A 26679-nucleotide genomic window follows, 5' to 3' on the forward strand; every position below is an offset into this window, starting at 1 on the left:
TTGCGACATTTTTCAGAGAGGGGAATTCCAGTGGCTCAAAAGCAGGAAGAGGACGACAAGGTCCGTCTCGATAAGTGGTTGTGGGCGGCGCGGTTCTTCAAGACTCGCGCCCTGGCCAAGGCGGCGATCGAGAGCGGCAAGGTGCATCACCGGGGGGAGCGTTGCAAGCCTGGCAAAGAGCCGCGAATCGGCGATGAGTTTCAGATCCGCGCCGGTTTCGACGAGCGCACCGTGGTGGTCCTGGCGTTATCCATCGTGCGCCGTGGCGCGCCCGAGGCGCAGGCCCTGTACGCGGAAACCGAAGCCAGCATCGCCAAGCGCGAAGGCGCCGCCGCCCTGCGCAAGGCTGGCGCCCTGGGCGTCAGCACCGACGGCAAGCCGAGCAAGAAGCAGCGCCGGGACCTGTTCAAGTTTCACGGCAGCAGCCACGAATGATTGTCCGGCGACCGCCGCATGGCGAGGGAGCTTGCTCCCTCGCCACGCCACCGGCCTGACGCCGTTACCGCCTCAGCGCAGCCGAACCACGCTCAGCCGCGATACAAGCGGCATCCGCTCCAGCAGGTTGAACAGCGGCGCGGTCAGGCGCAGCAGCAGGTCCGAGGCCTTGGCCGCATACGGCGTGTAGTAACCCCAGCCCAGGGCCCAGATTGCCAGGAGCACGCCGCCGATGTAATCGTCCTGCCCCCAATGGGCGCCCGCCACCAGGCGCGGCATCATGAACAGCAGCGCCAGGCCCCAGACCACCACGCACTGTCCCAGGCTGCGGCTGAACAACCCCATGAACATCGCCCAGATCAGCAGCACCGAGGCATGATCGCCGGGGAAGCTCTGGCTGGAACGGTCCTTGAGTTCCCAGGTTCTTTCCAGCCCGGGGAAGTACTCGCTCATGTGCACCGCGCCGTCGATCACCATCGACGGGCTTTGATGTTGCCAGCCCATGAAGGCGGCGAATTTTGAAAACAGCACGCGAATCACCAGCATCAGCACCAGGATCGAGACAAAACCGAAGAACGCCCGGCGCACGTCGCTGGCCTTGAACACCCAGTCACCGCGAATCAACAGGCTCAGCAGAATCACCCCGACCACCGCATCGAACGGGCGCAGGCTGGCCACGGCCCAGATATGCAGCCAGGTCGGGTGTGTCGCCAAGGGGGAATTGAGCAGATGAAACAGCCATTCGTCGAACATCACACAGAGCATTTGCCCGGTCGGCCACAACCAGAAACCCAGCAGGGCCAAAGGGAGTAAATTACACACAGCCAATCTGCCGAGGTTCCACCTTGCTTGGAACAGACCCGGATTGTTCATAAAATGCCTCCAGCAAGCGAAAATACGCGCACCATAACGGTGCGAAAAAACTGATTTTCGATGCTTGTACACATTTTGTCATCACTTCAGATACCCAGACCTATGACTGATTTGCCGGATACCGACTTCACCCAACGCTTCATCTTCGATGACAGCGACACCCGCGGCGAGCTCGTGGGCCTGGAACTCAGCTACGCCGAAGTCCTTGCCAAACACGCCTATCCCGAGCCGGTTGCACAGTTGCTTGGCGAGCTGATGGCGGCCGCCGCGCTGCTGGTCGGCACCTTGAAGTTCGACGGCTTGCTGATCCTGCAAGCACGCTCCGAGGGCCCGGTTCCGCTGCTGATGATCGAGTGCTCCAGCGACCGTGAAATCCGTGGCCTGGCCCGCTATGACGCGGCGCAGATTGCCCCTGATGCCACCCTGGCCGACCTGATGCCCAACGGCGTCCTGGCCCTGACCGTCGACCCGACTCAGGGCCAGCGCTACCAGGGCATCGTCGACCTGGACGGTGCGACCCTGTCGGAATGCTTCACCAACTACTTCGTGATGTCGCAGCAGGTTGGCACCCGTTTCTGGCTGTACGCCGACGGCCGCCGCGCCCGCGGCCTGCTGCTGCAGCAATTGCCCGCCGACCGCCTGCGCGACCAGGAAGAACGCGACGCCAGCTGGCAGCACATCACCGCCCTGGCCAGCACCCTGACCGCCGACGAGTTGCTCAGCCTGGATAACGAAACCGTGCTGCATCGCCTGTATCACGAAGAGGCCGTGCGCCTGTTCGACGTGCAGTCGCTGCGTTTTCGCTGCAGCTGCTCGCGCGAACGTTCGGGCAATGCACTGGTCAGTTTGGGTCTGGAAGATGCCAAGCAACTGGTCATCGAACATGGCGGCCACATCGAGATCGATTGCCAGTTCTGCAACGAACGCTACCTGTTCGATGCCACCGATATCGCTCAATTGTTTGCCGGAGCGGGTGTCGACACGCCGTCAGATACTCGTCACTAAAACGATTCAGCGCAGGTAAATTACCTGGCAAGTGCCGGAATAACGCCGTTCTGACGGGAGGGCCCTACTCTTTTTGGGCTTTTCTGGCATAATCCGGCCCACTTTTTTCGCGGTAGTAGTGCACGACTTTCTACTACAAAACGTTTGGAGCACTCGGCCACTGGCCGACGGGGAACCTCATGACGCAAGCCAATAACGCCGTGTACACCGATCTGAGTGTCGATGATCTGGTCAAAGAAGCCCTGAGTCGCGGTGAAGGCGAGCTTGCCGATACCGGCGCGCTGGTGGTTCGCACCGGTCACCGTACCGGCCGCTCGCCAGTTGATCGTTTCATCGTTGAAGAGCCGTCCACCTCGGCTGCCATTGCCTGGGGCCCGATCAACCGCAAGTTCCCGGCCGACAAGTTCGATGCCCTGTGGAACCGCGTCGAGGCATTCAACAACGCGCAGGAACATTTTGTTTCCCATGTTCATGTAGGGGCGTCTGCCGATCACTACCTGGCCGTGAAAATGACCACCCAGACTGCCTGGCAGAACCTGTTCGGTCGTTGCCTGTTCATCAACCCGGCCCAGTACAACCCGGCTGGCCGTGACGAGTGGCAGGTGCTCAACGTTGCCAACTTCGAATGCGTTCCAGAGCGTGATGGCACCAACTCCGATGGTTGCGTGATCCTCAACTTCGCCCAGAAGAAAGTGCTGATCGCCGGCATGCGCTACGCCGGTGAAATGAAGAAAGCCATGTTCTCGGTGCAGAACTTCCTGCTGCCGGCCGCCGACGTGCTGCCAATGCACTGCGCTGCCAACATCGGTGAAGCAGGCGACGTGACCCTGTTCTTCGGTCTGTCCGGCACCGGCAAAACCACCCTGTCCGCCGACGAAAGCCGTTACCTGATCGGTGACGACGAACACGGTTGGGGCGAGGGCGTGGTGTTCAACATCGAAGGCGGTTGCTATGCCAAGTGCATCGACCTGTCCGAGAAGAACGAGCCGGTCATCTGGAAAGCCATCAAGCACGGCGCAGTCCTGGAAAACGTCGTTATCGATGACGCCAAGCACGCCGACTACGCCGATGTCAGCCTGACCCAGAACAGCCGCGCCGCCTACCCGCTGGAGCACGTTGCCAAGCGTTCCGAGAAAAACCTCGGTGGCGAGCCAAACGCGGTGATCTTCCTGACCTGCGACCTGACCGGCGTGCTGCCACCTGTGTCGATCCTCAGCGAAGAGCAAGCGGCCTACCACTTCCTGTCCGGCTACACCGCGCTGGTGGGCTCGACTGAAATGGGCTCGGGGACCGGCATCAAGTCGACCTTCTCCACCTGCTTCGGCGCACCGTTCTTCCCGCGTCCGGCTGGCGAATACGCTGAGCTGTTGATCAAGCGCATCCGTGGCTTCGGCTCCAAGGTCTACCTGGTCAACACCGGCTGGACCGGCGGTGGCTACGGCGTCGGCCAACGCTTCAACATCCCGACCACCCGTGGCGTGATCGCAGCGATCCAGAGCGGCGCGCTGATCGGTGCCGAGACCGAGCACCTGGACACCATCAACCTGGACGTGCCACTGGCCGTTCCAGGCGTCGAAACCGGCCTGCTCAACCCACGCAACACCTGGGCTGACAAAGCCGCCTACGACGAGGCTGCCAAAGCCCTGGCCGGCCTGTTCACCGAGAACTTCAAGAAGTTCGACGTCAGCGACGCGATCAAGGCTGCCGGCCCGAAGCTGTAAGCATCGGTTCAGTGGTTTGAGAAGCCGCCCTTCGGGGCGGCTTTTTTGTGGGCGCAAGGTTTGGGTTCAGTTGCCGCCGCCAGGCGTTGACGACCATCAGAACGGCGCTGGAAACGAGGCGCTGATCAGTCCCGGAACAGGTTCAGGTTCTGCTCTGGTTCAGGGCTAGCGGCTTTCCAGCGTCTGTGTGTCCCAACGCTGCGCCTTGATGGCTCGATACAGCATGCCGATGGTCAGCGGCAGTTTATCGCCCCGGCCCTTGGCCCGGCGCTTGAGGAAGACGTCGAAGCCTTCGGGCTGGAAGTAGCGATAGGCGTCGTAGTCGACGAACTCGATGACGAACAGTTCTTCCAGCGCCAGCATCAGCTGTTCGGCATCCGCGCCGTCGCAACCCAGGTCGAAGTTGATGGCGGTATCCAGGCTGATGGTCTTGCGCTCGGGCAGGCCAAGTTCTTCGTGCAGCAACTGCATGAGCTGGCGCATGGCCGGGTCATCGGGGAAGTGGGGGGCCAGGTGCATGCCTAACAGTCCTTGTGAGAAGAGCCGGCGGCCCGCTCATGGGCTTCGGACAGGCTCAGTAGCAGGTTGAGGTTGTCGATGGCACAACGGATGTCGTCCCGTTGTTCGTCATCGCCTTCGTCGGCCTCCAGGCTCATGGCCTCCAGCGATTGGATGCGCTGTCTGATTTCTGCTCTTTCCGCTGCGCCACATTGGGTGGCAAGGGCTCGCCATTTTTCGTCGCTGATGGACTGCATGACGCTGAGTCCTTGCCTGGCTTCGGCGATCAGGTGTTGCAGCTTGCTCATGGGGATTGCTTACCAAGGTTGTGGTGCAGGGGCGTGATCACTGCAGGGTTCGGTGAAGGAGGATGATGCCAGACTCGGGAGTAGGAAGTACCTGCCGCTGTGGCAGGCGAGGTTCCTCAAGCAGTGTGCGGATAATCTGTGTATCGTGCGCGCCAAATGGCCGGGGGCTGTCAGCCTATGGCGGTTAACACGTAAAGGGATGTGGTATGCGCAGGTTTCGCATGGCGTGGTGGTTGTCGCTCTGGCTGGTGGCGTGTTCGGTGCAGGCGTTGCCCTGGACGATTGAAGTGGTTGATGGCTTGGACCGCCAGCAGGCGCTCGCCGAGGTCCAACTGCAATTGCTTCCCGCACGGCAGCAGGTCGCTGGCGGGCTGACCGATGGCTCAGGCCGGTTCAGCCTCAACACCGAGATGGCGGACGACTCGAGCACCACTCTGACCCTGAAAAAGCATGGGCTCGTGGTGATCGAGGCACCTTGCCCGTGCAATGGCAAAACCTACGCCATGTTGCCGGTGAAGCAGAACTTCGATGGCCTGCGGATCGTGCTGACCTGGGAGGCCGATGGGCTGGACCTGGATGCGCGCCTGATCTATCCCGGCAAGAACCTGTACTTCGAGACCCTGAAGGGGCCCGACACCTTGCTGGAAGGGGCTGACAAGCCAGGTCAGGGCCCGGAAGTCATCACCCTGCAAAAAAAGCAGGCCGGCGACAGTTACATCTACGCCGTGCATGACTTCACCCACGGCACTACCGCGCGCGCCCACCAGCTTTCCCTGAGTCAGGCCAAGGTGCAGCTGTACCTGGGCAAAACCCTGCTACGCACCTACAAGCTGCCGCGCCAGCGCGTCGGCAATCTGTGGACGGTGTTCCGCATTACCGGTAACAGCGAGCTGCAGGACATCAATCGCCTCGGCGAAGTGCGGGGCGAGCCTGCCGACGCCATGAGCGAGGTCGAGGTGTTGCTGGACGACAAGGTCGCGGTGAGCAGCCTGGAGGTAGGGGCGGTGCCTCAGGGCGATGCGAAAACTCTGAATGAACAGGGCGAAGCGACCTACAAGGCCGGTGACGTGCTGCGCTCACGTGACTTCTTTCGCCAGGCCATCGAGCAGGACCCGTCTTACGCCCAGGCGTACAGTAATCTCGGGCTGACCCACCGCAAGCTCGGCGAGCTGTCCAGGGCCCTTGAGGCCGACAATCAGGCCATCGCCCTGGCCAGCGGCGCGACGGCGGCCACTGTACGTGCCAGCGCCTATTACAACTCGGCGTCTATCTATGAGGCCGCCGGGCGGTTTGCCGATGCCCTGGCCCTGTACCAGAAGGCTCGGGAGCAGAAGGCCAGCCCGGTGTATGACCAGGCCATCGAGCGCGTTAGAAAACTCTGATCTCCCTGACAAAGTTCTACCCACAACGCGCCTACCCTGGCGCGTTGTGTATTTTAGGAAGTGGCTATGCGCTTAAGAATTCTCCTTTTGATGTCTGCGTTTTATCTGACTCCTTGCGTGACTTCTGCTGCGGGGCCGCTGGTTTTTGCCACCATCGACCGCAGCGGTTGGCCAACTACCCTGAACAGCGTCGAGGGCTTCGACACCGCCTCCCGCGCCGAGATTCTGATGTTCGCCAAGGCGCTATTGGCCAGCGAAGCACTGGATGAAAAGGCGCTGCAGCAACAGCTGGGGGTCAAGCATCTCGACCTGGCAGCGGTGAACCGGGTGCGTGAGCGTTTCTGGCAGCGGCTGCTGAACAACTTCCGCCTGGCCAGCCAGCAGTGTGAGGGTGAGGCGTTCTGCCTGAGGGTGCGCAACCTGGGGGAGTTCCGCCAACTGGTGGCCGGCTTCACCGGCCAGAGCAAAGCCACGTATGGCGCCTGGGCTGAGGCCAGCCTGGGTTTTCACCAGCAATACCTGCGTGAGCAATTGCGGCTGGCGGCGTTGTTCCCGATGGTCAGCAGTGAGATTGAGCGTTTCTCCGAAGCTGAAATCCTTGGCGATGAACTGGGCGACCGGCAATTTCTGCTGACGTTCGACGATGGTCCGACGGCGCGGAGCGGGTCTACCGACCGCCTGTTGGATGTGGTGCGGGCCGAGGATGTGCATGCTTTTTTCTTCGTGTTGGGCGCGCCATTTCAGAAGCGTCTTGAGCAGTCCTCGGCGGACGACATGCGCAATCTTTACAGCGATCAATGCGTTGGCCTACATGGCTGGGAGCACAAGTCCCACAGCTCCTGGCGCGATTGGCAGGGTTCGATTACCCGATCGGCAGGCCTGGTCAGCGCAGCCTTGACCGAGGAGTACCAGCCGCTGTTTCGCCCGCCCTATGGCCAGCGTCGCAGCGACAGCGCTGCGTTCTTCAAGGCCCAGGGCGTGCAGTTGATGCTGTGGAATATCGACTCCCAGGACTGGAGCAAGGCCGTTGATAGCCGTGCGGCGAGCCAGCGGGTGCAAACCTTGATGCTGCTGTGGCGCAGTGGCGTGATCCTGTTTCACGACACCCATGACAAAGCCGCCAAGGCCTTGCCCGCGCTGTTCGAGACCAATCGGGGCAATGGCGTGCAATGGGTGGATTGCCGTATGGGCCGCTGATTGTCGCGGCTGTCGAGGCTGCGCTGGCCGGCTTGGGCGCCGAGGGGTGTGTCAGGTGAATCGCGGTCGCGGGCCAGCGCAGCCTGCGGCAGCGGCTACGGTGCGGCCACCGCTTTGGCCGTGTGCCTGTATCATCCGGTATCCCTTTCCTCTCGACCTTTTCTCGACCTGCTGACGGGCCACGCTAGGCTTCAAAGCATGTCAGCGGTCAATGGAGTGACAGCTTATGCACAACACCCTCGAACAGGTCTTTGGTTATCCACAGTTTCGCCCGGGCCAGGAGGCTGCGGTCAGCGCGGTGCTGGGCGGGCGTTCGGCGGCGGCGATTTTTCCTACCGGTTCCGGCAAGTCCCTGTGTTATCAGCTGCCGGCCCTGCTGCTGCCGCACCTGACCCTGGTGGTTTCGCCGTTGCTGGCGCTGATGCAGGATCAGCTGGCATTCCTGCAACGCCACGGCATCGCCGCGGCCAGCATCGATTCCGCCCAGAGCCGCGACGACGCCAACGCCGTCATGGCCCGTGCGCGCTCCGGTGAGCTGAAGATTCTGATGATTTCCGTGGAGCGCCTGAAGAACGAGCGCTTCCGGAATTTCCTGCAACAGGTGCCGATTTCGCTGCTGGTGGTGGACGAGGCGCACTGCATCTCCGAATGGGGGCACAACTTCCGCCCGGACTACCTGAAGCTGCCGGACTACCAGCGCCAGTTCAACATCCCCCAGGCCTTGCTGCTGACGGCCACCGCGACGCCCAAGGTGATCGCCGACATGCAGGCCAAGTTCGCCATCGCCCCGCAGGACGTGGTCACCACCGGTTTCTACCGGCCCAACCTCAACCTGCTGGTGGAGCCGGTGCGCGGGCAGGACAAACGCCGGCGCCTGGTGCAGTGGATGGGCGAACGGCCCGGGCAGCCGAGCATCGTCTACGTCACCCTGCAGAAAACCGCCGAGCAGATTGCCCAACACCTGAGCCAGCACGGCATCCAGGCCCAGGCGTATCACGCCGGCTTGCCCCATGAGCAGCGGGAGGCGATCCAGCGCCAGTTCATGGGCGGCCAGTCCAATTGCATCGTCGCCACCATTGCCTTCGGCATGGGCATCGACAAGAGCGACATCCGCAATGTGGTGCATTTCGACCTGCCCAAGTCCATCGAGAACTACAGCCAGGAAATCGGCCGCGCCGGGCGTGACGGGCAGCCCTCGGATTGCCTGGTGCTGGCCAACCGCGACAGCCTCAACGTGCTGGAGAACTTCGTCTACGGCGACACTCCGGAACTGGACGGCATCCGCTGTGTGCTCGACGAACTCCAGGCCGCGGCGCCGGATGGGCAATGGGAGTTTCTGCTGGGGCCGCTGGCGGATCAGAGCAATATTCGCCAATTGCCACTCAAGACCTTGTTGGTGCAACTGGAGCTGCGCGGCTTGATTGCGCCGCGTTATGCCTATTTTGCCGAGTACCGCTTCAAGTTCCTGCTGGAGCCGGATGCCCTGCTGGCGCGTTTTGAGGGCGAGCGGCGGGATTTCGTTGAGGCCATCATCCAGACCTCAAGCCGCGCTCGCACCTGGGCCACGGTCAATTTCGATGCGCTGTACCTGCAGCATCAGGCCGAGCGCAGCCGCGTGGTCAAGGCCCTGGATTATTTCCAGGAGCGCGGTTGGGTCGAGCTGGAAAGCAAGCAAATGACCGAGGTCTACAGCCTGCTGCAGACCGACTTCGACGCGGCACAACTGAGCGCGCAACTGCACGGGTATTTCACCCGGCACGAGGGCGCCGAGATTGCGCGGATCCACGCCATGCTCGATCTGTTCGGCACCGAGCAGTGCCTGGGTTACCGCCTGGCGCAGTACTTTGGCGACGATAATGCGCCGCGCCGTTGCGGGCATTGTTCGGTGTGTCACGGTCAGGTGGCGCGTCTGCCGGCGCCGCCCGACTTGCCTGCGCTTGTGGATAAAAACTTTGCCGAGCTCTGCGAGCCTTTTATCCACAGGCATCAGCAGCACACCGGGCACTTGCCGGGTGCCGAGCGCCTGACGCGGTTTGTGTGCGGCATCAGTGTGCCGCTGTTCACCAAGCTCAAGGCGCGGGCCATCCCCGGGTTTGCGGCGCTTGAAGATTACCCCTACGCCGAGGTGCGGGACTGGGCCGACAGCAACCTGCGCGCTTGAGGTTCGGGTGAGTGCAGCCGCTGCTGCATCCATCTGCTGAATGGCCCTCATCACAGGAATAAATTTCAAAAATACCCGGTGCCTGACTATGGTGTGGGCTGTCTTCGCATCGCCAACAAGAGAGCCAATATGAGCCAGACAGCCGTCGATATTCAGCACGCCGCCGTGATTGGCGCGGGCACCATGGGCCGCGGAATCGTAATGTGCCTGGCCAATGCCGGGGTGCGGGTGCAGTGGGTGGACAACAACCCGCAGATGCTGGAGCAGGCGTTGCTGGCGGTGGCCGAGACCTACGCGCACAACGTGCGCCAGGGGCGGATCGAGCAGGCCGAAGCCGACGCGCGTATCGCAAGGGTCAGCGCCGCTGCGGACTATCCGGCGATCCGCGAGGTCGACCTGGTGATCGAGGCGGTCTACGAGAACCTCGAGCTCAAGCAACAGATCTTTCGCCAACTCGATGTCCTGCTCAAGCCCGAAGCGATCCTGGCCAGCAACACCTCGGCTCTTGATATCGACGCCATCGCTGCCGTCACCCAGCGTCCGCAACAGGTGCTGGGGCTGCACTTTTTCAGCCCGGCGCACATCATGAAACTGCTCGAAGTGGTGCGCGGCGCGCGCACTGCACCCGAGGTGCTCGAGGCGGCCCTGGCCCTGGGCCGGCGCATGGGCAAGGTCAGTGTGGTGGCGGGGAACTGTTTCGGTTTTATCGGCAACCGCATGCTCAATACCTACGTGCTGGAGGCGCGCAAGATGTTGCTCGAGGGCGCTTTCCCCTACCAGGTGGATGCGGCCCTGCAAGGTTTTGGTTTCGCCATGGGGCCGTTTCGCATGTACGACGTGGTGGGTATCGACCTGGGCTGGCGGGCCCGGCAACTGGACGGCGTCGGCCAGGATGAGCCCGAGGTGCAGGTCGATAATCGTCTGTGCGAGCTGGGGCGCTTCGGCCAAAAAAGCGGCAACGGCTATTACCACTACGAGCCCGGCAGCCGTCAGGCGGAGCACGATCTTGAGGTGGATGCCCTGGTGCAGCAGGTCAGCGAGGGCCTGGGCTATCAGCGCCGGCAGATCGGCCCCGAGGAGATTCTTGAGCGCTGCCTGCTGGCATTGGTCAACGAGGGGGCGAAGATCCTCGAGGAAGGCATTGCCGAGTCGGCCCACGACATCGACCTGGTTTATCTCAACGGCTATGGCTTTCCCAAGGACCAGGGCGGGCCGATGAGCTGGGCCGATCGGCAAGGGCTGGCGGCTGTGCACCAGCGTCTGCTGCGGCTTGAGGCCGAGTTGGGCGAGCACTGGCAGCCGGCACGCCTGCTCACTGAACTGGCGCAAGCCGGTAAAGGGTTTGCCCAACGCTAGGCGCGGTTGATGTTTGCTGGCAGGCCCTGTCCCTTTGGGCTGCACGCCAAACTGTGCGAGGCTGCGCTGCGGGATCTGCCAGGCAAATAACCATATGTGGCATCCCGCGCGATCAATGGATCGCCCTCGCGGGCCAGCCCGCGCCTACCAGAATTGTGAGAGAGCCTTATGACCGAGCGGATGCCGCAACGCAGCGACTATCGCCACTTTCAGCCGATCATCACCCGTTGGCACGACAACGATGTGTATGGGCATGTGAATAACGTCACCTACTACAGCTTCTTCGACACGGCGGTAAACACCTACCTGATCGAAGAGGGTGGGCTGGATATCCATGACGGTGACGTGGTGGGGTTTGTGGTGAGTTCCGCCTGCGACTACTTCGCCTCGATCGCCTTTCCCGAGCGTATTGAAATCGGCCTGCGGGTCGGCAAGCTGGGCAACAGTTCGGTGCAGTACGAGTTGGCGGTATTCAAGGCGGGGGAGGAGGATGCCTGTGCTGCCGGGCGCTTTGTGCATGTGTTTGTAGAGCGGGCGTCGAATCGGCCGGTGGCGCTGCCGGCCGGATTACGTGAAGCGTTGGAACGTCTGGTGCTGGAGCCGATCCGCTAAGCCGCGGCCCAGGGTCCCGGCGATGCCTGCAGAGCCTGCGCTCGGGCGCAGGCTTGAGCCGCGTTGATCAGTCGCGGTGATGGCGATGTTTGCGGTGGCCATACGCATGGCCGCGACCGCGGTGATCGTCACGGTAGTAGCGGCGGTTGTCGCGACCACGGTACTCGCGATCGTCGCGCGCACTTTCATTGCCCATGTAGTTACCCAGTGCGCCGCCGGCGCCACCGCCTGCCGCTGCGCCGATCAGGCTGCCGGTGTTGCCACCCATGCTGCGCCCGACCACGTTGCCGCCCGCTGCGCCCAAGGCGCCGCCAATGGCTGCCTGGCCACGGCTGCGTTTGTCGGCACCCACCGCACTGCCGCCCGCGCCGCCCAATGCCGCGCCGATGGCCGAGCCGGTATTGCCGCCGATCGACTGACCGACCACCGAGCCCAGAACCCCGCCCAATGCGCCGCCCACACCTGCTTCAGTGGTGCCTCCGGCAGAGGCGAAGCCGCTGACCAGGCCAAGGGACAACAAGAGAATCGAGGAAAACTTCATAGAGGAACCTCAAAGGGATGACGGCGCGATCCTGAGGCTGTGTCTGAAGGCTTACAATCAAAATCCGACGAATAGCACGAGTTGTACACAATCTCGTAAGTTATTGTTTTGGTTGTGGAACTTAAGTCGTTTTGGCGGGTCTTTAGCTACTTCGGACAGGCCGCTTTTGCACAAAAGCGGCTTTTTTTTGCGCGCTGGAAAAGCCCGGCTGACAACCCCGGCTCCATGGTGATGGAGCCGGGGCCGCCATCGATTTACGCCGACTTGGCCATGATCAACCCACTGTCACTGGCGGCTTCCAGGCGAATCGCCACGAACTTCGAGGTCGGCGTATGGCTGCCGTCGCCGGTGCTTTCCAGCGGCACCAGCGGGTTGACCTCCGGGTAATAGGCCGCTGCCTGGCCCGCCGGAATATCGAAGGCCAGCAGGGTGAAGCCCTTGACCCGACGTTCGCGGCCGTCGTCCCAGATCGACACGATGTCGGCCTTCTGCCCCGGCTTGAAGCCCAGCCGGATGATGTCCGCTTCGTTGACGAACAGCACATCGCGCTGGCCCTTGACCCCGCGATAGCGGTCGTCCAGGCCATAGATCGTGGTGTTGTACTGATCGTGGGAGCGCATGGACTGCATGATCAGGTCCGGTATCTGCCCGGTGGCCCGGGTGCGTTCATGGACCAGGTCCTTGGGCAGCACGTTGGCGCGGAAGTTGGCGCGACCGGACGCGGTGCTCCAGCGCCGCGCGCCGGCCGAGTTGCCGAGGTAGAAGCCGCCCGGGTTTTGCAGGCGCTGGTTGAAGTCCTTGAAGCCTGGAATGGTGTCGGCGATCAGGTCGCGGATGCGCCCGTAGTCGGCCACCAGCCAGTTCCAGTCCACCGGGCGGCTGCCCAAGGCTGCGGCGGCGATGCCGGCGATGATCCACGGCTCCGAGCGCATCTGTTGCGACAGCGGCTGCAGCTGGCCGTTGGAGGCGTGCACCATGCTGAACGAGTCTTCCACGGTCACTGCCTGCGGGCCTTCGCTCTGCAGGTCGATGTCGGTACGCCCCAGGCACGGCAGGATCAGGGCCTGTTTGCCATGGGCCAGGTGGCTGCGGTTGAGCTTGGTGCTGATCTGCACCGTGAGGTCGCAGTTGCTCAGGGCCTGGAAGGTCCGCGGGCTGTCCGGGGTGGCCTGGGCGAAGTTGCCGCCCAGGGCGATAAAGACCTTCGAACGGCCCTCGGCCATGGCGTGGATCGCCTCGACCACGTTGTGCCCGTCGCTGCGTGGCACCTTGAACTGGAAGCGTCGCTCCAGGGCGTCGAGAAACGCCACCGGAGGCCGTTCGTTGATGCCCATGGTGCGGTCGCCCTGCACGTTACTGTGGCCGCGCACTGGGCACAGGCCTGCGCCCGGGCGCCCGATATTGCCGCGCAGCAGCATCAGGTTGGCGATTTCCTGGATGGTTGCCACGGAATGCCGATGCTGGGTGATGCCCATGGCCCAGCACATGATCACGTTCTTGCCCTTGGCGTACATGCGCGCCGCTTGCTCGATCTCGACCAGGGTCAGGCCGGACTGCTCGACGATCTGCTCCCAGGAGGTGTCATCGATCACCCCCAGGTACTCGAGCACGCTGGCGGTGTGTTCATTCAGGAAGTCGTGGTCGAACACCGACGGGCTGCCGGCTTTCTGCGCCTCGCGTTCCCACAGCAGCAGGAACTTGGCCATGCCGCGCACCAGCGCCATGTCGCCACCCAGGGCCGGGCGGAAGTAGGCAGTGTTGGTGGGCTTGTCACCGTTGGTGAGCATTTCCAGCGGGTGCTGCGGATGCTGGAAGCGTTCCAGGCCGCGCTCTTTCAGCGGGTTGACGCACACCACCTGGGCCCCGCGCTTCACCGCTTCACGCAGCGGTTCGAGCATGCGCGGGTGGTTGGTGCCGGGGTTCTGGCCCCAGACAAAAATCGCATCCGCATGCTCGAAATCGTCGAAGGTCACCGTGCCTTTGCCGACGCCGACGCTTTGCGCCAGGGCCACGCCGCTGGCTTCGTGGCACATGTTCGAGCAGTCGGGGAAGTTGTTGGTGCCATAGGCGCGCACAAACAGCTGGTACAGGTACGCCGCTTCGTTGCTGGCCCGGCCCGAGGTGTAGAACTCGGCCATGTCCGGGCTCGGCAGCGCCTGCAAATGCTGGCCGATCAAGGCGAACGCGGCTTCCCAGCTGATGGGTTTGTAGCGGTCGCTGGCGGCGTCGTAGCTCAGGGGTTCGGTGAGGCGCCCCTGGTATTCGAGCCAGTAGTCACTCTGTTCCAGCAGCGAGGTCACGCTGTGCTTGGCGAAGAACGCCCCGTCCACGCGGCGTTTGGTGGCTTCCCAGTTGACCGCCTTGGCGCCGTTTTCGCAGAACTTGACCATGCCGCTTTCCGGCGAGTCGCCCCAGGCACAGCCCGGGCAGTCGAAGCCGCCGTTCTGGTTGGTCTTGAGCATCATGCGCAGGTTCTTCAGCGCGTTGTCGCTGGTCAGCCAGGCCTGGGCCACGCTGATCAGCGCCCCCCAGCCGCCGGCCGCGCCTTTGTAGGGCTTGTAGCGCGGGGTTGGGGTCTGGTCGGCTTGGTTGTGGTTGCTCACGCTTGGTTCTCCATCACGGGGCTATAGACCCGCGGCGCACTTTTCTGCGGCAGGTGAATGAGGTTGAGGTTGTGCCGGCGTGCCCATTGCACGGCCAGGCCGGTGGGGGCCGACAGGCTGACCAGGGTCTGGATGCCCGCGCGCAGGACTTTCTGGATCAGTTCCAGGCTGCAGCGGCTGGTGACAATGGCCACGCCGCCGGCCGTGGGGATGTCCTGGCGGATCAGTGCGCCGATCAGCTTGTCCAGGGCGTTGTGCCGGCCGATGTCTTCCCGGCCCAGCAGCAACTGCCCCTGGTGGTTCATGAACACCGCCGCGTGCACCGCGCCGCAATGCTGGCCCAGGGGCTGGAAGCTGCCGATGCGCTGGCGCAGGCCGTCAAGCCAGGCCGCCGGTGGCAAAGGGGCGCCGGGCAAGACCTTGAGGTCGGGCAGTGCCTGTTCCACGGCCTCGACGCCGCACAGGCCGCAGCCGCTGGTGCCAGCCAGCTGACGACGTTGCTGCTTGAGGTTCCAGAACGCGCGGTTGGCGATTTCCACTTGCGCGTACTGCGCCGAGCCCGAACCGCTCAGTTGCAGGTCATAGATCTCGGTCGCGTCGCTGATGATGCCGCTGCCCAGGCTGAAGCCGACGATAAAGTCTTCAAGGTCCGACGGGGTCACGAGCATCACCGCCTGGCTGATGCCGTTGTAGGCGATCGCCAGGGCGACTTCCTCGGCCAGCGCGGTGCTGTCCGATTCGCAGTGTTCAAGGTTGCTGTAGCTGTAGTTCTGACTGGCGGCGGGCGCGGGCGTTTCTAGGGCTGGCGTCGCGCGGGTCGGGCGCTTGGCGGTCATGGGGCAATACCAGCGGAGTATTCAGCGCCAAGACTAAGCGCGGCAAAGTGTCACGTCTAATTGCTAGTACTGATGCGTTGATAGATGGCGTCGATCAAGAAGGTTTGGGCGATTTCTGGTAAAGCGCGAAACAGGCCTCGGCCAAGGCTGAGCGTGGCGCGCTGCGCCGCATGATCAAACCCAACCGCGCCAGGGTCTGGGCGCCTTCGATGGGTTGCAGGCGCAAGTGCTCGGTGAGGGTTTCCAGGCCGCCTTCCAGCGGCATCACCGCGCAGCAGAAACCGCCATGGACCATTTGCACCAGCTGATGAACTGCATCGGTTTGTAACAGCGGTTGCGGGCTAAGGCCTCGGCTGTGGAAGTTGTGGTCGATGGATTGGCGAAAATGCATGCCGCTGGTGAGCATGCCCAGGGGCAGTTCGATCAGCGCCTCCCAGCTCAGGGGCTGCTCGCCGAAACTGAAAAACCGTTGGTCGTAGAGCAAGCCCATGCGGGTTTCGCCCAGGGCCAGGGAATCGAAACGCTCGGTGTCCAGGCGCTCCAGGTAGGACACGCCGAGGTCCAGGCGGTTGCTCGCCAGTTGTTCGAGGATCTGTTCGGAGCTCAAGGCCGAAAGCTCGAAGCGCAAGTTCGGGTGCTGCTGGTGCAGGGCCTGCATCAAGTGCTGCGGGTCGAAGCTCGACAGCGGCACCACCCCCAGGCGCAGGGTGCCGACCAGATTGCCGCGACAGGCGGCAGCTTCCGCCTGCAACCCGTCATAGGCCGCCAGCACGGTGCGTGCCCAGGCCAGCACCCGCTCGCCCGGGGCGGTAAACCCCTCGAAGCGCTGGCCGCGATTGACCAGCGGCAGTTGCAGCTCTTCTTCCAGGCTGCGCAGGCGCATGGACAGGGTGGGTTGGGTGATATGGCAACGGGCGGCGGCCTGGCCGAAATGCCGGGTTTCATCGAGGGCGATGAGGAATTTCAGCTGCTTGATGTCCATCTTCGCTCCAGGGCGCCGGGAAGGTGCCGATTCTAGCGTGCTTGTGCGGCACTGGGTCACTGGTCGCTTTTGAACCTCATCTGCCGAGGCTGGTCTAGTCTTTCGCGTCTGGACCCCATAACCCAAGGAGTGTGCACCATGAGTATTTTTAGCTTTGTGAAAGAAGCAGGCGAAAAGCTTATTGATCTGTTGACGCCGGGTAACGCCAATGCGAGCGAGCAGTTGAAGGAACACATTGCCAAGGTCGGCCTGGGCAATCCGAATGTGCAGGCCAGCGTCGACGGCGACAAGGTCACGGTGACCGGTGAGGTCGCAAGCCAGGAAGAGAAAGAAAAAATCCTCCTGGCCGTGGGCAATATCGCCGGCGTCGGCAGTGTCGACGACCAGATCACCGTGACCGGGCCGGTGGCAGTGGCGGCGGTGTTTGTCACCGTGAAGAAGGGCGACACCCTGAGCGCGATTGCCAAGGTGCAGTACGGCGACGCCAACAAGTACAACAAGATCTTTGAGGCCAACAAGCCGCTGCTGTCCCATCCGGACAAGATCTATCCGGGTCAGGTGCTGCGAATTCCCGAGTGATGGTGGGTGCCTGATAGGGCCAGCGCAGCCTGCCGCAGGCTGCGCTGGCCCTGACATCCAACACCTGATCCCGGGCCCTTCTACAGCCCCTCGATCAAGTCTCGATAATCTCCCACCGCCGCGAACTCCGCGGTGTCTTTCGGCCCTTTGCGGCTGTCCGGTTCACGCACCGCCAACAGATGAGCCACGCCGAAGTCCCGCGCGCTGCGCAGGATCGGCAGGGTGTCATCGATAAACAGGCTGCGGCTCGGGTCAAACCCGATATCGGCCTGCAGGGCATCCCAGAACTGCGGGTTTTCCTTGGCGAAACCGTAGTCATGGGAGCTGATCAGGCGTTCGAAGTAAGGCGCCAGTTCGATCCGCTCCAGCTTCAGTGACAGCGAGTCGCGGTGGGCGTTGGTGATCAGTACCACACGTTTGCCGGCCTGTTTGATGGCGGCCAGGAAGGTGTCGGCGTCAGGGCGCAGGGCAATCAGGTGGGCGGTTTCCAGCTTCAGTTCGCGCACCGGCAGCTTCAGTTCGGCGCTCCAGAAGTCCAGGCAATACCACTTCAACTGGCCGGCGTTGTTCTCGAACAGGGGCTGCAGCTCCATCTCGGCCATGGCCCGGCTGACTCCGTGCAGCTCGGCGTAACGCTGGGGCAGGTGCTCCATCCAGAAGTGGTTGTCGTAATGCAGGTCGAGCAGGGTGCCGTCCATATCCAGCAGAACGGTGTCGATATCGCGCCAGGGCAGTGAAGGCATGGGAAACGTCTCGAGCGGTAGAAAGATATCCGACACAAACTATCGGGAAAGCCGCGTTATAGTAGCGCGTTCACGCCAAGGAGCCCTTCATGCGCCAGAAACCCACTGTACTCGCCCGCGAGATCGTCGCCACCAGCCGTCTGTTTTGTGTCGAAGAAGTGCAGTTGCGCTTTTCCAATGGCGTGGAACGTACCTATGAACGCCTGGTGGGCAAAGGCGCCGGTTATGGCGCAGTGATGATCGTGGCGATGCTCGATGCCGAGCACGCGGTGCTGGTGGAAGAATACTGCGGCGGTACCGATGCCTATGAACTGTCGTTGCCCAAGGGCCTGATCGAGCCGGGCGAGGATGTGCTGGCCGCGGCCGAGCGGGAACTCAAGGAGGAAGCCGGGTATGGCGCACGGCAGCTGGAGCACCTGACCGAGTTGTCCTTGTCGCCCGGTTACATGAGCCAGAAAATCCAGGTGGTGCTGGCCACCGACCTCTACGAAGAAAGCCTGGAAGGCGACGAGCCCGAGCCGATGGGCGTGGACAAGATCAACCTGCGTGAACTCTCGGGCCTGGCCCAGAACCCCAACTTCACCGAAGGCCGTGCCTTGGCGGCGCTGTACCTGGCCCGTGACCTGCTGACCCAGCGCGGAGTGTTTCCGGCATGAGTCAGGCATCGATGACCTTTCCCCACCCGTTGCTGGCGCCGGTGATCGAGTTGGCCTTGCAGGCTGGCGAGGCAATCCTGCCGTTCTGGCGCGCCGATGTGGCGGTGACGCAAAAAACCGATGACTCGCCGGTGACCGCCGCGGACTTGGCTGCGCACCATCTGATCCTGGCCGGCCTGACCGCGCTGGACCCGAGCATCCCGGTATTGTCCGAAGAGGACGCGAACATTCCACAGGCGGTGCGCGCCGGCTGGCAGCGCTGGTGGCTGGTTGATCCGCTGGATGGCACCAAGGAATTCATTTCCGGCAGCGAAGAGTTCACCGTCAATATCGCCCTGATCGAACAGGGTCGCGTGGTGTTTGGCGTGGTCACGATGCCGACCAACGGTCGCAGCTACTGCGGCGGTGCCGGCCTGGGTGCCTGGCGCGCCGACCGTGGCCAGGCGCCGGTGCCGATCCAGGTGCGCGAAGCACCGGCTGCCGGCCAGGCCTTCACCGTGGTCGCCAGCCGGCGTCATTCCAGCCCGGAGCAGGAGCGCCTGCTGGCCGGGCTCAGCGCCAGCCTGGGCGAACTGCAACTGGCGAATATCGGCAGCTCGCTGAAATTCTGCCTGCTGGCCGAAGGCGCCGCCGATTGTTACCCCCGACTGGCCCCGACCTCGCAATGGGACACTGCCGCCGCCCAGGGCGTGCTCGAGGGGGCCGGTGGTGAAGTACTGGACTTGAGTGGCGCGCCGTTCTGCTACCCGGCGCGTGAATCGCTGCTCAATGAGTTTTTCCTGGCGTTGCCGGCCAAGGCGACCTGGCGCCAGAAGCTGCTGGAGTTGGCGCGCAGCTGATGGTCGTCGTCGCGGTGCTCAGCGGTGCAGCACGTACTGCCCGGTAAAGCGCACCGCGTCGGCATCGCTTCCCTCGTTGACGATCCGCGTCTCCAGGCTCAGCCGCGCCCGCCCGTGACGTTCATAGGTGCGCAGGAATTTCGTCCATTGCGCATCGCTGGGCGCGCTGCAGATGGCCGTGGCGTCGCGGGTCACGGGCAGCGGATAACTGATCTGGCCTTCCTGGATCACGATGTGCCCGTCCTCGATCCCTTCTTCCTTGAGCCGCAGGTGCAGCCAGCCCCAGCCCACCAGCACCGCGCCGCAATACAGGCTGCCGCCGAACATGGTGCTCTTGTGGTTGACGTTGGCCGCCAGCGGCAGTGACAGGCGCAGTTGCCGCGCCTGCCAGTCGAGCACCTTGAGCCCCATGTCCCGGGTGAGCGGGATGTCGTGATGGAGCACGGATTCCAGGTAACGACTGTCGCTGTTCATGCACGGGCCTCTGGCTTGAAAGGGGGGAAGGGGTGGACGCTGCTCAATCGAGTTCGTCGCTGCCGGTGCTGGCGCCGCTGTCGGCGAAGCTCAGGCCGTGTTTGCGCAGCTTGTCGTGCAGGGTCTTGCGCGGGATGCCCAAGGCCTCGGCCAGGCTGCGCACCGAGCTGTGAGCGCGGCTCATTTCGGCGGCGATCAGGCTCTTTTCGAAGTTCTCCACCTGCTCGCTCAACCCGCCCTCGACCAGGGTGGGGGCCGGCTGCGCACTGCCGTCCGGGGCGCTGTTGTCCAGGGCCAGTTCCAGGCCCAGGGCAAAGCGTTCGGCCGCGTTCTGCAGTTCGCGCACGTTGCCCGGCCAGGTGTGGCGCAGCAGCAACGCCCGTTGCCCGGGTTGCAGCTCATGGAGCGGCAGGCCGTGGCGGGTGCTGGCTTCGTCGGCGAAATGCTGGAACAGCATCAGCGCATCTTCGCCCCGCTCGCGCAGCGGTGGAATGCGCAGCGGCGCGACATTGAGCCGGTAGTACAGGTCGGCGCGAAAGCGCCCCTGATCGGCGGCCTGGCGCAGGTCCTCCTTGGTCGCGGCGATGATCCGGATGTCCAGCGGGATCAACTGATTGCCCCCCAGGCGCTCCACCACCCGCTCCTGCAACATGCGCAGCAGCTTGACCTGCACATCCAGGCTCATGCTTTCGATTTCATCGAGAAACAGCGTGCCGCCATTGGCGAACTCGAACTTGCCGATGCGGCGCTTTTGCGCACCGGTGAAGGCCCCGGGTTCGTGGCCGAACAGTTCGCTTTCCACCACCGATTCCGCCAGGGCCCCGGCATTGATCGCCACGAACGGGCCGTTGCGCCGGTTCGACAGGTCGTGCAGCGCTCGCGCCACCACCTCCTTGCCAGCCCCGGTTTCGCCGAGGATCAGCACGTCGGCCCGGGTCGCCGCCAAGGCGCCGATCTGTTCGCGCAGGCGCAGCATCGGCGCCGAGTGCCCGACCAGGCGCGTGCTCAGTTGCTGGCGGTCACTCAGGGCCAGGCGCAGGCTGCGGTTGTCCAGCACCAGCCGGCGCAAGGCCAGGGCGCGGCGCACGCTGTCGAGCAGGGCATCGCTGGCGAACGGTTTTTCCAGGAAGTCATAGGCCCCGGCGCGCATGGCCTGCACTGCCAGCGGCACATCACCGTGACCGGTAATCAGCAGCACCGGCAGCTCCGGGTCCTGGCCATGGAGTTCGGCCAGCAGCTCCAGGCCGTCCATGCCCGGCATGCGGATGTCACTGACCACCACGCCCGGCCAGTCGCGCTCCAGGCGCGCCGCCAGCCCGCGGGCTTCGGCCAGCGGCAGGATCTGCAGCCCGGCCAGGTCCAGGGTCTGGCTCAAGGCCTGGCGCAGATGGGGGTCGTCGTCGATCAACACCACCTGCACCTGGTGGTCGATGGGGGTACTCATACACTGCGGTCCTCGGACGGTTGCAGGCTCACACCCGGTGCGCCGGCGCGCAGTCGCAGGGTGATCAGGGCGCCGCCTTCGCGGTGGTTGGCGAACGACAGTTCACCGCCAAAGGCGCGCATCAGGGTGTCACAGATCGCCAGGCCCAGGCCAAGGCCCTGGGTCCGGGTCTTGGTGGTGTAGAACGGCTCGCCGGCGCGGCCCAGGGCTTCCATGCAAAAGCCCGGGCCATTGTCGCGAATGTACAGATTGACGCCGCTTTCGGTGGATTCGGCACTCAGCCACAATTTGCGCGGCGGACCTTTTTCGGTCAGGGCGTCGAGGGCATTGGCCAGCAGGTTGCCCAGCACCTGGCGCAGGCGGGTTTCCCCGGCTTCGACCCACAGTGTGGCGGCCGGCAGGTCGCGAATCAGCTCGACCTCCATCGCTCTGCGGCGCTTGGCCAGCAAGGCCAGGGCATCGTCCAGCGCCGGTTGCAGGGCCACGCTTTCCGGAGCATGGCGGTCGCGGCGGGCAAAGGCCCGCAGGTGGGCGATGATCGAGGCCATGCGCCCGGTCAGCTCGCTGATCAACTTCAGGTTGCCGCGGGCGTCTTCGGTGCGCTGGTGATCGAGCAGCACCTCGGCGTTTTCCGCGTAGCTGCGGATCGCCGCCAGGGGTTGATTGAGCTCGTGGCTGATGCTCGCCGACATGGTGCCCAGGGCCGAGAGCTTGCCGGCCTGGACCAGGTCGTCCTGGGCCCGCACCAACTCCTGCTGCGCGGTTTCGCGCTCTAGCACTTCCTGCTTGAGCCGGCGGTTGAGGCCTTCCAGGTCACTGGTGCGCTCGGCTACGCGCATTTCCAGCTCACGGCGGGCCTTGGCCTCGAAGGCAATGCGGTCCAGGTAGTGACGGCGGCGCTGCATCATCAGGCCCAGCAACAGCATCAACACCAGCAGCGCGGCCCCGCCCACCGCCACCACCGTGCGCACCGGGCGCGCCACCAAGGTCTGCGGAGCGAGGATGCTCACGCTCCAGCCGGTTTCATCGATCTGCACGGTCTGGGTCAGCCAGGCATTGGCGTTGAGCTTCAGGGGCCTGGGTTCGCGGGTCGGGTAGGGCTGGATGGCACTGATCGCCTGGCGCTCCGCATCGCTCAGGGGCCGGGTGGCACGGAAGCGCCACTCGGGGCGCGAGGTCAGGATCACCACGCCGTTGTGGTCGGTCACCAGCAATTGTTCCGGGGTTTTGCCCCACAGGCTCTCGGTGTGGTCGAGATCGACCTTGATCACCAGCACGCCGATGATCCGCTCGCCGTCGTGCACCGCCGCGGCGAAGAAATAACCGCGCTTGGCCGAGGTGGTGCCAAGGCCGAAGAACCGCCCGAGACGCCCGGCCATGGCTTCGCTGAAATACGGACGGAAGGAAAAATTGCGCCCGACAAAGCTGTCGTGCTTGTCCCAGTTGGAGGCGGCCAGGGTCTTGCCGTTGGTGTCCATCAGGTACATGACTTCGGCGCCGGTCTGGGCACTGATGTTTTTCAGCAGGCGGTTGGCATTGCCTTGGGTGACGCCATCATCCGGGGCATCGAGCACCGAGCGCAGGGCGGGCAGATCGCCAAGGATCTGCGGCAGCACTTCGTAGCGATGCAGGGTGCCGAGCAGGTTGGCCACGTACAGATCGAGGGTCTGGCGGTTCTGCCCTACCAATTCACTGCGGTAATAGCGCTCGGCCAAATGCTCCAGCGGCCACAGCAGCGGCGCCAGGCACAGGGCCAGCAACGCCAGGCTACGCCAACGGGGTCTGCGGGGGAGGGGTGGAGTCATGGGGGTCGGCGCCTGTGGATACAGGCGCATTATGCCTAGCCCTGCTCGGCAAGACACTCGCGCAATGCAGCCTGCCAGTCGGGCTGGGTCACGCCCCACTCGCGTTCCAGGCGGCTGCAGTCCAGGCGCGAGTTCAGCGGCCGGGGTGCTGGAGTCGGGTAGTCGCTGGAGGGAATCGCCTCCAGCGCGGCGCAGGCCTTGCCTTGGTTCCGCAGGTGCGCGGCGATCGCCTCGGCAAAGCCGAACCACGAGGTGTGGCCCGCAGCGCTCAGGTGATAAGTGCCCCAGGCACCCGCCTCCCCGGCCTGCCAGCGCTCGATCAGCAGGCGCGTGCTGTGGGCGATGGTGCCGGCCCAGGTTGGCGCACCGATCTGATCGGCGACCACCCGCAGCAGGGGTTTTTCCTGCAGCAGGCGCTGCATGGTCAGCAGGAAGTTCTTGCCGTGGCTGGAGTAGACCCAACTGGTGCGCAGGATCAGGTGTTGGCCGCCGACGGCGCCGATCGCGCGCTCACCGGCCAGCTTGCTCTGGCCGTAGACCCCAAGCGGATTGGGCGCGTCGTCCTCGGTATAGGGCGTGGCCTTGCTGCCATCGAACACATAGTCGGTGGAGTAGTGAATCAGCGGGATGCCCAGGGCTCGGGCCTCCTCGGCGAAGATACCGGGCGCCGTGGCATTGATGGCAAAGGCCAGCTCGGGTTCGCTTTGCGCCTGGTCCACCGCGGTATGGGCGGCAGCGTTGATGATCAACTGCGGGGCGATGGCCTGGACCTGGCGGCGGATCTGCTCCGGGTGCGCCAGGTCGAGCTGATCGCGACCGAGCACGATCAACTCGCCCAAACCCTTGAGGCGCTGGTGCAGCTCGCGGGACACCTGGCCATGCTGGCCGCTGATAAGGATCTTCATGGGCGTGCTCATGGAAACAGGTCGGCCTCGTTCAGGCGCTTGCCGGCCTGATCCTTGGCCGAGAGGGTGGGCGTGCCCGTGAGTTGCCAGTCGATGGCCAGGTCCGGGTCATCCCAGCGAATGCAGCGCTCGGCGGACGGGGTGTAGTAATCGGTGGTCTTGTAGAGGAACTCGGCGAAGTCGCTGAGGACGACGAAACCGTGGGCGAAGCCTTCGGGCACCCATAGCTGGCGATGGTTGTCGGCGGACAGCCGCACCGCCACCCACTGCCCGAAATGCGCCGAGCTGCGACGGATATCCACCGCCACATCGAGTACTTCACCCACGGTGACGCGTACCAGTTTGCCTTGGGTATTTTCCAGCTGGTAATGCAAGCCGCGCAGCACCCCTTGCTGTGAGCGGGAGTGGTTGTCCTGCACGAACTGGGTATCCAGCCCGGTGGCTTCCTTGAAGGCCCTGGCATTGAAGCTTTCGTAGAAAAAACCGCGCTCATCGCCAAAGACCTTGGGCTCGAGGATCAACACGCCAGGAAGGTCGGTAGGGATGACCTTCATTGTTCTTCTCCGGCAAGGGTGAAGAGGTACTGGCCGTAGCCGGTCTTGCCGAAGTAACTCGCCCGCTCCAGCAACTGCGCACGATTGATCCAGCCATTCTCGTAGGCGATCTCCTCAAGGCAGGCAACTTTAAGGCCCTGGCGGTGCTCGATGGTCTGCACGTACTGCGATGCCTCGAGCAGGCTGTCGTGAGTACCGGTATCGAGCCAGGCAAAACCACGGCCGAAACGCTCAACCTGCAGGTCGCCGCGCTTGAGGTAGGCATTGTTGACGTCGGTGATCTCCAATTCGCCCCGGGGCGAAGGTTTGACCGCCTTGGCAATCTCGATCACATCGTTGTCGTAGAAATACAACCCGGTGACTGCGTAGCTGGATTTCGGCTTCTGTGGTTTTTCTTCGATCGACAAGGCACGGCCTTCGCTATCGAAGTCGATTACCCCGAAGCGCTCCGGGTCCTTGACCCAGTAGCCGAATACCGTGGCACCACCGGTGCGCTTGGCCGCGCTTTTCAGCTGCTCGCCGAAATGCTGACCATGAAAAATGTTGTCACCCAGGATCAGGCACACCGGGTCCTTGTCAATAAACTCTTCGCCAATCAGAAAAGCTTGGGCCAGACCGTCCGGCGAAGGCTGCTCGGCGTAGCTGAAGCGCACCCCGAACTGGCTGCCGTCGCCCAGCAGGTTGCGGTACTGCGGCAGGTCCTGGGGGGTGGAGATCAGCAGGATGTCCTTGATCCCCGCCAGCATCAGCACCGAGATCGGGTAGTAGATCATCGGCTTGTCGTAGACCGGCAGCAGTTGCTTCGACACGCCGAGGGTGATCGGGTGCAGGCGCGTGCCCGAACCACCTGCCAGAACAATTCCCTTCATCATGCAATCAGATCCTTGGTGTCGGTGAAGCCCAATCGTTGGCCCTGGTAGCTGCCGTCCTGGACGTGCTGGCACCATTCGAGGTTTGCCAGGTACCACTGCACGGTCTTGCGCAGGCCGCTGGCGAAGGTTTCCTCGGGAACCCAGCCCAGCTCGCGTTCGATCTTACTGGCGTCGATGGCATAGCGCAGGTCGTGTCCGGGGCGGTCCTGGACAAAGGTGATGAGGTCAGCGAACTGCTTGACCCCGGTCGGTTTGTGCGGCGCCAGCTCTTCGAGCAGGGCGCAGATGCCGCGCACCACGTCGATGTTGGTCTGTTCGTTATGGCCGCCGATGTTGTAGGTCTCGCCGACCACACCTTTGGTCACCACTTCGAACAGGGCGCGGGCGTGGTCTTCGACGAACAGCCAGTCGCGCACTTGCAGGCCGTTGCCGTACACCGGCAGCGGCTTGCCCGCGAGGGCATTGAGGATCACCAGCGGAATCAGCTTTTCCGGGAAGTGGAACGGGCCGTAGTTGTTCGAGCAGTTGGTGATCAGCACCGGCAAGCCGTAGGTGCGCTGCCAGGCGCGGACCAGGTGGTCGGACGCAGCCTTGCTGGCGGAGTAGGGCGAGCTGGGGGCATAGGGTGTGGTTTCGGTGAACAGGTCATCGACCCCATGCAAGTCGCCGTAGACCTCATCGGTGGAGATATGGTGAAAGCGGAAGGCGCTTTTCTCCGCGGCCGGCAGGCCCTGCCAATAGGCGCGGCTGGCTTCCAGCAGGCTGTAGGTGCCGACGATATTGGTCTGGATAAAATCCGACGGGCCGTCAATGGAACGGTCGACGTGGGACTCAGCGGCCAGGTGCATGATGGCATGGGGCTGGAAGCGCGCCAGGACGGCACTGACGGTGGCCTGGTCGATGATGTCGGCTTTGACGAACTCGTAGCGACTGTTACTGGCAACACTGTGCAGCGACTCGAGATTGCCGGCGTAGGTCAGTTTGTCCAGGTTGAGCACTTCGTGTTCGGTGTGCTCGATCAAGTGGCGGACCAACGCCGACCCAATAAAACCGGCTCCGCCGGTAACGAGAATGCGCATGTTGGGTAGCCTGTTTCCTTAAGTCGGTCGTTGTGTGCAAACGGAAGCAGCATAGCTTGTCGGCATAGCCCATGCGGTGCAAGGGGCATGGGTGGTCCAAATCAAACTCGATAAGGTTTTTCAGACAATGCTAAACCCATAGTGGCGCTTGGCTTGTTCACTGACGGTCACACCTGGGGGGTTGCGTAACGTCGGGCGCGGTGGCGATATAAGCGCCTG

The 26679-nt window shown here is 63.4% G+C and carries 26 protein-coding genes; 11 read left to right on the top strand and 15 right to left on the bottom strand.

The features are described 5' to 3' along the window. The first annotated feature begins 30 nt into the window (after positions 1-30). Positions 31-435 (top strand): RNA-binding S4 domain-containing protein, encoded by a 405-nt coding sequence (locus tag CF161_RS27025; protein WP_020299814.1) that lies wholly within the window; start codon positions 31-33, stop codon positions 433-435. Positions 436-507: 72 nt separating this feature from the next. On the opposite strand, the gene CF161_RS27030 is transcribed toward CF161_RS27025, so the two are convergent. After that, positions 508-1308, bottom strand: a complete 801-nt coding sequence (locus CF161_RS27030) for a phosphatase PAP2 family protein (RefSeq protein WP_020299815.1) — start codon at positions 1306-1308, stop codon at positions 508-510. A 102-nt stretch (positions 1309-1410) separates the two neighbouring features. Here CF161_RS27030 and hslO point away from each other — a divergent pair, with 102 nt between their 5' ends. Further along, positions 1411-2313, top strand: a complete 903-nt coding sequence (gene hslO, locus CF161_RS27035) for an Hsp33 family molecular chaperone HslO (protein WP_020299816.1) — start codon at positions 1411-1413, stop codon at positions 2311-2313. A gap of 179 nt (positions 2314-2492) precedes the next feature. Continuing rightward, positions 2493-4034: a phosphoenolpyruvate carboxykinase gene (locus CF161_RS27040; protein ID WP_020299817.1), complete on the top strand. Its 1542-nt coding sequence runs from the start codon at positions 2493-2495 to the stop codon at positions 4032-4034. Positions 4035-4199: 165 nt separating this feature from the next. Here the strand turns inward: CF161_RS27040 and CF161_RS27045 are convergent, their stop codons facing one another. After that, positions 4200-4553, bottom strand: coding sequence for a DUF1493 family protein (locus tag CF161_RS27045; RefSeq protein WP_020299818.1), 354 nt, complete (start codon positions 4551-4553; stop codon positions 4200-4202). A 2-nt stretch (positions 4554-4555) separates the two neighbouring features. Next, positions 4556-4840, bottom strand: a complete 285-nt coding sequence (locus tag CF161_RS27050) for a hypothetical protein (protein ID WP_020299819.1) — start codon at positions 4838-4840, stop codon at positions 4556-4558. 206 nt (positions 4841-5046) lie between these two features. Here CF161_RS27050 and CF161_RS27055 point away from each other — a divergent pair, with 206 nt between their 5' ends. The 5 genes from CF161_RS27055 to CF161_RS27075 all read left to right on the top strand — a co-directional run bounded on the left by CF161_RS27055 (position 5047) and on the right by CF161_RS27075 (position 11548). Next, positions 5047-6222, top strand: a complete 1176-nt coding sequence (locus CF161_RS27055) for a tetratricopeptide repeat protein (RefSeq protein WP_020299820.1) — start codon at positions 5047-5049, stop codon at positions 6220-6222. A gap of 66 nt (positions 6223-6288) precedes the next feature. Beyond that, positions 6289-7419: a polysaccharide deacetylase family protein gene (locus CF161_RS27060; protein WP_043230474.1), complete on the top strand. Its 1131-nt coding sequence runs from the start codon at positions 6289-6291 to the stop codon at positions 7417-7419. 226 nt (positions 7420-7645) lie between these two features. Beyond that, complete coding sequence (locus tag CF161_RS27065) at positions 7646-9580, top strand: ATP-dependent DNA helicase RecQ (RefSeq protein WP_020299822.1); 1935 nt, start codon at positions 7646-7648, stop codon at positions 9578-9580. A gap of 129 nt (positions 9581-9709) precedes the next feature. Further along, complete coding sequence (locus CF161_RS27070) at positions 9710-10936, top strand: 3-hydroxyacyl-CoA dehydrogenase (protein ID WP_020299823.1); 1227 nt, start codon at positions 9710-9712, stop codon at positions 10934-10936. 168 nt (positions 10937-11104) lie between these two features. Next, entirely contained in the window at positions 11105-11548 is a 444-nt protein-coding gene (locus CF161_RS27075) for a thioesterase family protein (protein WP_020299824.1), read from the top strand. 67 nt (positions 11549-11615) lie between these two features. Here the strand turns inward: CF161_RS27075 and CF161_RS27080 are convergent, their stop codons facing one another. The 4 genes from CF161_RS27080 to CF161_RS27095 form a co-directional block, all read right to left on the bottom strand. After that, positions 11616-12089, bottom strand: coding sequence for a YMGG-like glycine zipper-containing protein (locus tag CF161_RS27080; RefSeq protein WP_020299825.1), 474 nt, complete (start codon positions 12087-12089; stop codon positions 11616-11618). 254 nt (positions 12090-12343) lie between these two features. Next, a complete protein-coding gene (locus CF161_RS27085) occupies positions 12344-14692 on the bottom strand; it encodes an FdhF/YdeP family oxidoreductase (protein ID WP_020299826.1) in 2349 nt (782 codons plus the stop codon). Continuing rightward, positions 14689-15528, bottom strand: a complete 840-nt coding sequence (gene fdhD / locus CF161_RS27090; protein WP_020299827.1) for a formate dehydrogenase accessory sulfurtransferase FdhD — start codon at positions 15526-15528, stop codon at positions 14689-14691. Before fdhD ends, CF161_RS27085 begins: the two co-directional genes overlap by 4 nt. Before the next feature lie 94 nt (positions 15529-15622). After that, positions 15623-16510 carry a LysR family transcriptional regulator gene (locus CF161_RS27095; protein WP_020299828.1) on the bottom strand — a complete coding sequence of 296 codons (888 nt, stop codon included), beginning with the start codon at positions 16508-16510 and terminating at the stop codon, positions 15623-15625. A gap of 138 nt (positions 16511-16648) precedes the next feature. Between CF161_RS27095 and lysM the strand changes: the two genes are divergently transcribed. Beyond that, a complete protein-coding gene (gene lysM, locus CF161_RS27100) occupies positions 16649-17089 on the top strand; it encodes a peptidoglycan-binding protein LysM (protein ID WP_020299829.1) in 441 nt (146 codons plus the stop codon). An 80-nt stretch (positions 17090-17169) separates the two neighbouring features. On the opposite strand, the gene yrfG is transcribed toward lysM, so the two are convergent. Continuing rightward, complete coding sequence (yrfG, locus tag CF161_RS27105; protein WP_020299830.1) at positions 17170-17832, bottom strand: GMP/IMP nucleotidase; 663 nt, start codon at positions 17830-17832, stop codon at positions 17170-17172. An 89-nt stretch (positions 17833-17921) separates the two neighbouring features. Here yrfG and nudE point away from each other — a divergent pair, with 89 nt between their 5' ends. Both nudE and cysQ read left to right on the top strand, forming a co-directional pair. Continuing rightward, positions 17922-18488, top strand: a complete 567-nt coding sequence (nudE, locus tag CF161_RS27110; protein ID WP_020299831.1) for an ADP compounds hydrolase NudE — start codon at positions 17922-17924, stop codon at positions 18486-18488. 11 nt (positions 18489-18499) lie between these two features. Further along, the gene (cysQ, locus tag CF161_RS27115; protein ID WP_020299832.1) at positions 18500-19327 is read left to right on the top strand and encodes a 3'(2'),5'-bisphosphate nucleotidase CysQ; all 828 of its coding nucleotides are present in this window, start codon (positions 18500-18502) and stop codon (positions 19325-19327) included. An 18-nt stretch (positions 19328-19345) separates the two neighbouring features. On the opposite strand, the gene CF161_RS27120 is transcribed toward cysQ, so the two are convergent. Genes CF161_RS27120 through rfbB form a run of 7 tightly spaced genes read right to left on the bottom strand, consistent with a single transcriptional unit; the run spans position 19346 to position 26460 of the window. Next, complete coding sequence (locus CF161_RS27120) at positions 19346-19801, bottom strand: thioesterase domain-containing protein (protein WP_020299833.1); 456 nt, start codon at positions 19799-19801, stop codon at positions 19346-19348. 43 nt (positions 19802-19844) lie between these two features. Beyond that, positions 19845-21245 (bottom strand): sigma-54 dependent transcriptional regulator, encoded by a 1401-nt coding sequence (locus CF161_RS27125; protein ID WP_020299834.1) that lies wholly within the window; start codon positions 21243-21245, stop codon positions 19845-19847. Then, on the bottom strand, positions 21242-23050 hold the full coding sequence (locus CF161_RS27130) for an ATP-binding protein (RefSeq protein ID WP_043230477.1): 1809 nt from the start codon (positions 23048-23050) through the stop codon (positions 21242-21244). Before CF161_RS27130 ends, CF161_RS27125 begins: the two co-directional genes overlap by 4 nt. A gap of 35 nt (positions 23051-23085) precedes the next feature. Continuing rightward, positions 23086-23967 carry a dTDP-4-dehydrorhamnose reductase gene (gene rfbD, locus CF161_RS27135; protein ID WP_043230480.1) on the bottom strand — a complete coding sequence of 294 codons (882 nt, stop codon included), beginning with the start codon at positions 23965-23967 and terminating at the stop codon, positions 23086-23088. Then, the gene (gene rfbC, locus CF161_RS27140) at positions 23964-24509 is read right to left on the bottom strand and encodes a dTDP-4-dehydrorhamnose 3,5-epimerase (protein WP_020299837.1); all 546 of its coding nucleotides are present in this window, start codon (positions 24507-24509) and stop codon (positions 23964-23966) included. The genes rfbD and rfbC overlap by 4 nt, the downstream gene beginning before the upstream one ends. After that, positions 24506-25381, bottom strand: coding sequence for a glucose-1-phosphate thymidylyltransferase RfbA (rfbA, locus tag CF161_RS27145; protein WP_020299838.1), 876 nt, complete (start codon positions 25379-25381; stop codon positions 24506-24508). Before rfbA ends, rfbC begins: the two co-directional genes overlap by 4 nt. After that, a complete protein-coding gene (rfbB, locus tag CF161_RS27150) occupies positions 25378-26460 on the bottom strand; it encodes a dTDP-glucose 4,6-dehydratase (RefSeq protein WP_020299839.1) in 1083 nt (360 codons plus the stop codon). Before rfbB ends, rfbA begins: the two co-directional genes overlap by 4 nt. Between the last annotated feature and the right edge of the window lie 219 nt (positions 26461-26679).

Origin of the sequence: Pseudomonas sp. CF161 (genome assembly GCF_000416215.1) — a bacterium.
Taxonomy (GTDB): Bacteria; Pseudomonadota; Gammaproteobacteria; order Pseudomonadales; family Pseudomonadaceae; genus Aquipseudomonas.

What these genes read in the sequence shown, in the direction of transcription:
- yrfG (WP_020299830.1), bottom strand. Translation starts at nt 17,832, where the DNA reads ATGCCTTCACTGCCCTGGCGCGATATCGACACCGTTCTGCTGGATATG.
- CF161_RS27120 (WP_020299833.1), bottom strand. Translation starts at nt 19,801, where the DNA reads ATGAACAGCGACAGTCGTTACCTGGAATCCGTGCTCCATCACGACATC.
- CF161_RS27060 (WP_043230474.1), top strand. Translation starts at nt 6,289, where the DNA reads ATGCGCTTAAGAATTCTCCTTTTGATGTCTGCGTTTTATCTGACTCCT.
- rfbC (WP_020299837.1), bottom strand. Translation starts at nt 24,509, where the DNA reads ATGAAGGTCATCCCTACCGACCTTCCTGGCGTGTTGATCCTCGAGCCC.
- CF161_RS27130 (WP_043230477.1), bottom strand. Translation starts at nt 23,050, where the DNA reads ATGACTCCACCCCTCCCCCGCAGACCCCGTTGGCGTAGCCTGGCGTTG.
- nudE (WP_020299831.1), top strand. Translation starts at nt 17,922, where the DNA reads ATGCGCCAGAAACCCACTGTACTCGCCCGCGAGATCGTCGCCACCAGC.
- CF161_RS27125 (WP_020299834.1), bottom strand. Translation starts at nt 21,245, where the DNA reads ATGAGTACCCCCATCGACCACCAGGTGCAGGTGGTGTTGATCGACGAC.
- rfbB (WP_020299839.1), bottom strand. Translation starts at nt 26,460, where the DNA reads ATGCGCATTCTCGTTACCGGCGGAGCCGGTTTTATTGGGTCGGCGTTG.
- rfbD (WP_043230480.1), bottom strand. Translation starts at nt 23,967, where the DNA reads ATGAGCACGCCCATGAAGATCCTTATCAGCGGCCAGCATGGCCAGGTG.
- CF161_RS27080 (WP_020299825.1), bottom strand. Translation starts at nt 12,089, where the DNA reads ATGAAGTTTTCCTCGATTCTCTTGTTGTCCCTTGGCCTGGTCAGCGGC.
- CF161_RS27095 (WP_020299828.1), bottom strand. Translation starts at nt 16,510, where the DNA reads ATGGACATCAAGCAGCTGAAATTCCTCATCGCCCTCGATGAAACCCGG.
- hslO (WP_020299816.1), top strand. Translation starts at nt 1,411, where the DNA reads ATGACTGATTTGCCGGATACCGACTTCACCCAACGCTTCATCTTCGAT.
- CF161_RS27075 (WP_020299824.1), top strand. Translation starts at nt 11,105, where the DNA reads ATGACCGAGCGGATGCCGCAACGCAGCGACTATCGCCACTTTCAGCCG.
- cysQ (WP_020299832.1), top strand. Translation starts at nt 18,500, where the DNA reads ATGACCTTTCCCCACCCGTTGCTGGCGCCGGTGATCGAGTTGGCCTTG.
- CF161_RS27070 (WP_020299823.1), top strand. Translation starts at nt 9,710, where the DNA reads ATGAGCCAGACAGCCGTCGATATTCAGCACGCCGCCGTGATTGGCGCG.
- CF161_RS27040 (WP_020299817.1), top strand. Translation starts at nt 2,493, where the DNA reads ATGACGCAAGCCAATAACGCCGTGTACACCGATCTGAGTGTCGATGAT.
- CF161_RS27050 (WP_020299819.1), bottom strand. Translation starts at nt 4,840, where the DNA reads ATGAGCAAGCTGCAACACCTGATCGCCGAAGCCAGGCAAGGACTCAGC.
- CF161_RS27055 (WP_020299820.1), top strand. Translation starts at nt 5,047, where the DNA reads ATGCGCAGGTTTCGCATGGCGTGGTGGTTGTCGCTCTGGCTGGTGGCG.
- lysM (WP_020299829.1), top strand. Translation starts at nt 16,649, where the DNA reads ATGAGTATTTTTAGCTTTGTGAAAGAAGCAGGCGAAAAGCTTATTGAT.
- fdhD (WP_020299827.1), bottom strand. Translation starts at nt 15,528, where the DNA reads ATGACCGCCAAGCGCCCGACCCGCGCGACGCCAGCCCTAGAAACGCCC.
- rfbA (WP_020299838.1), bottom strand. Translation starts at nt 25,381, where the DNA reads ATGATGAAGGGAATTGTTCTGGCAGGTGGTTCGGGCACGCGCCTGCAC.
- CF161_RS27065 (WP_020299822.1), top strand. Translation starts at nt 7,646, where the DNA reads ATGCACAACACCCTCGAACAGGTCTTTGGTTATCCACAGTTTCGCCCG.
- CF161_RS27030 (WP_020299815.1), bottom strand. Translation starts at nt 1,308, where the DNA reads ATGAACAATCCGGGTCTGTTCCAAGCAAGGTGGAACCTCGGCAGATTG.
- CF161_RS27045 (WP_020299818.1), bottom strand. Translation starts at nt 4,553, where the DNA reads ATGCACCTGGCCCCCCACTTCCCCGATGACCCGGCCATGCGCCAGCTC.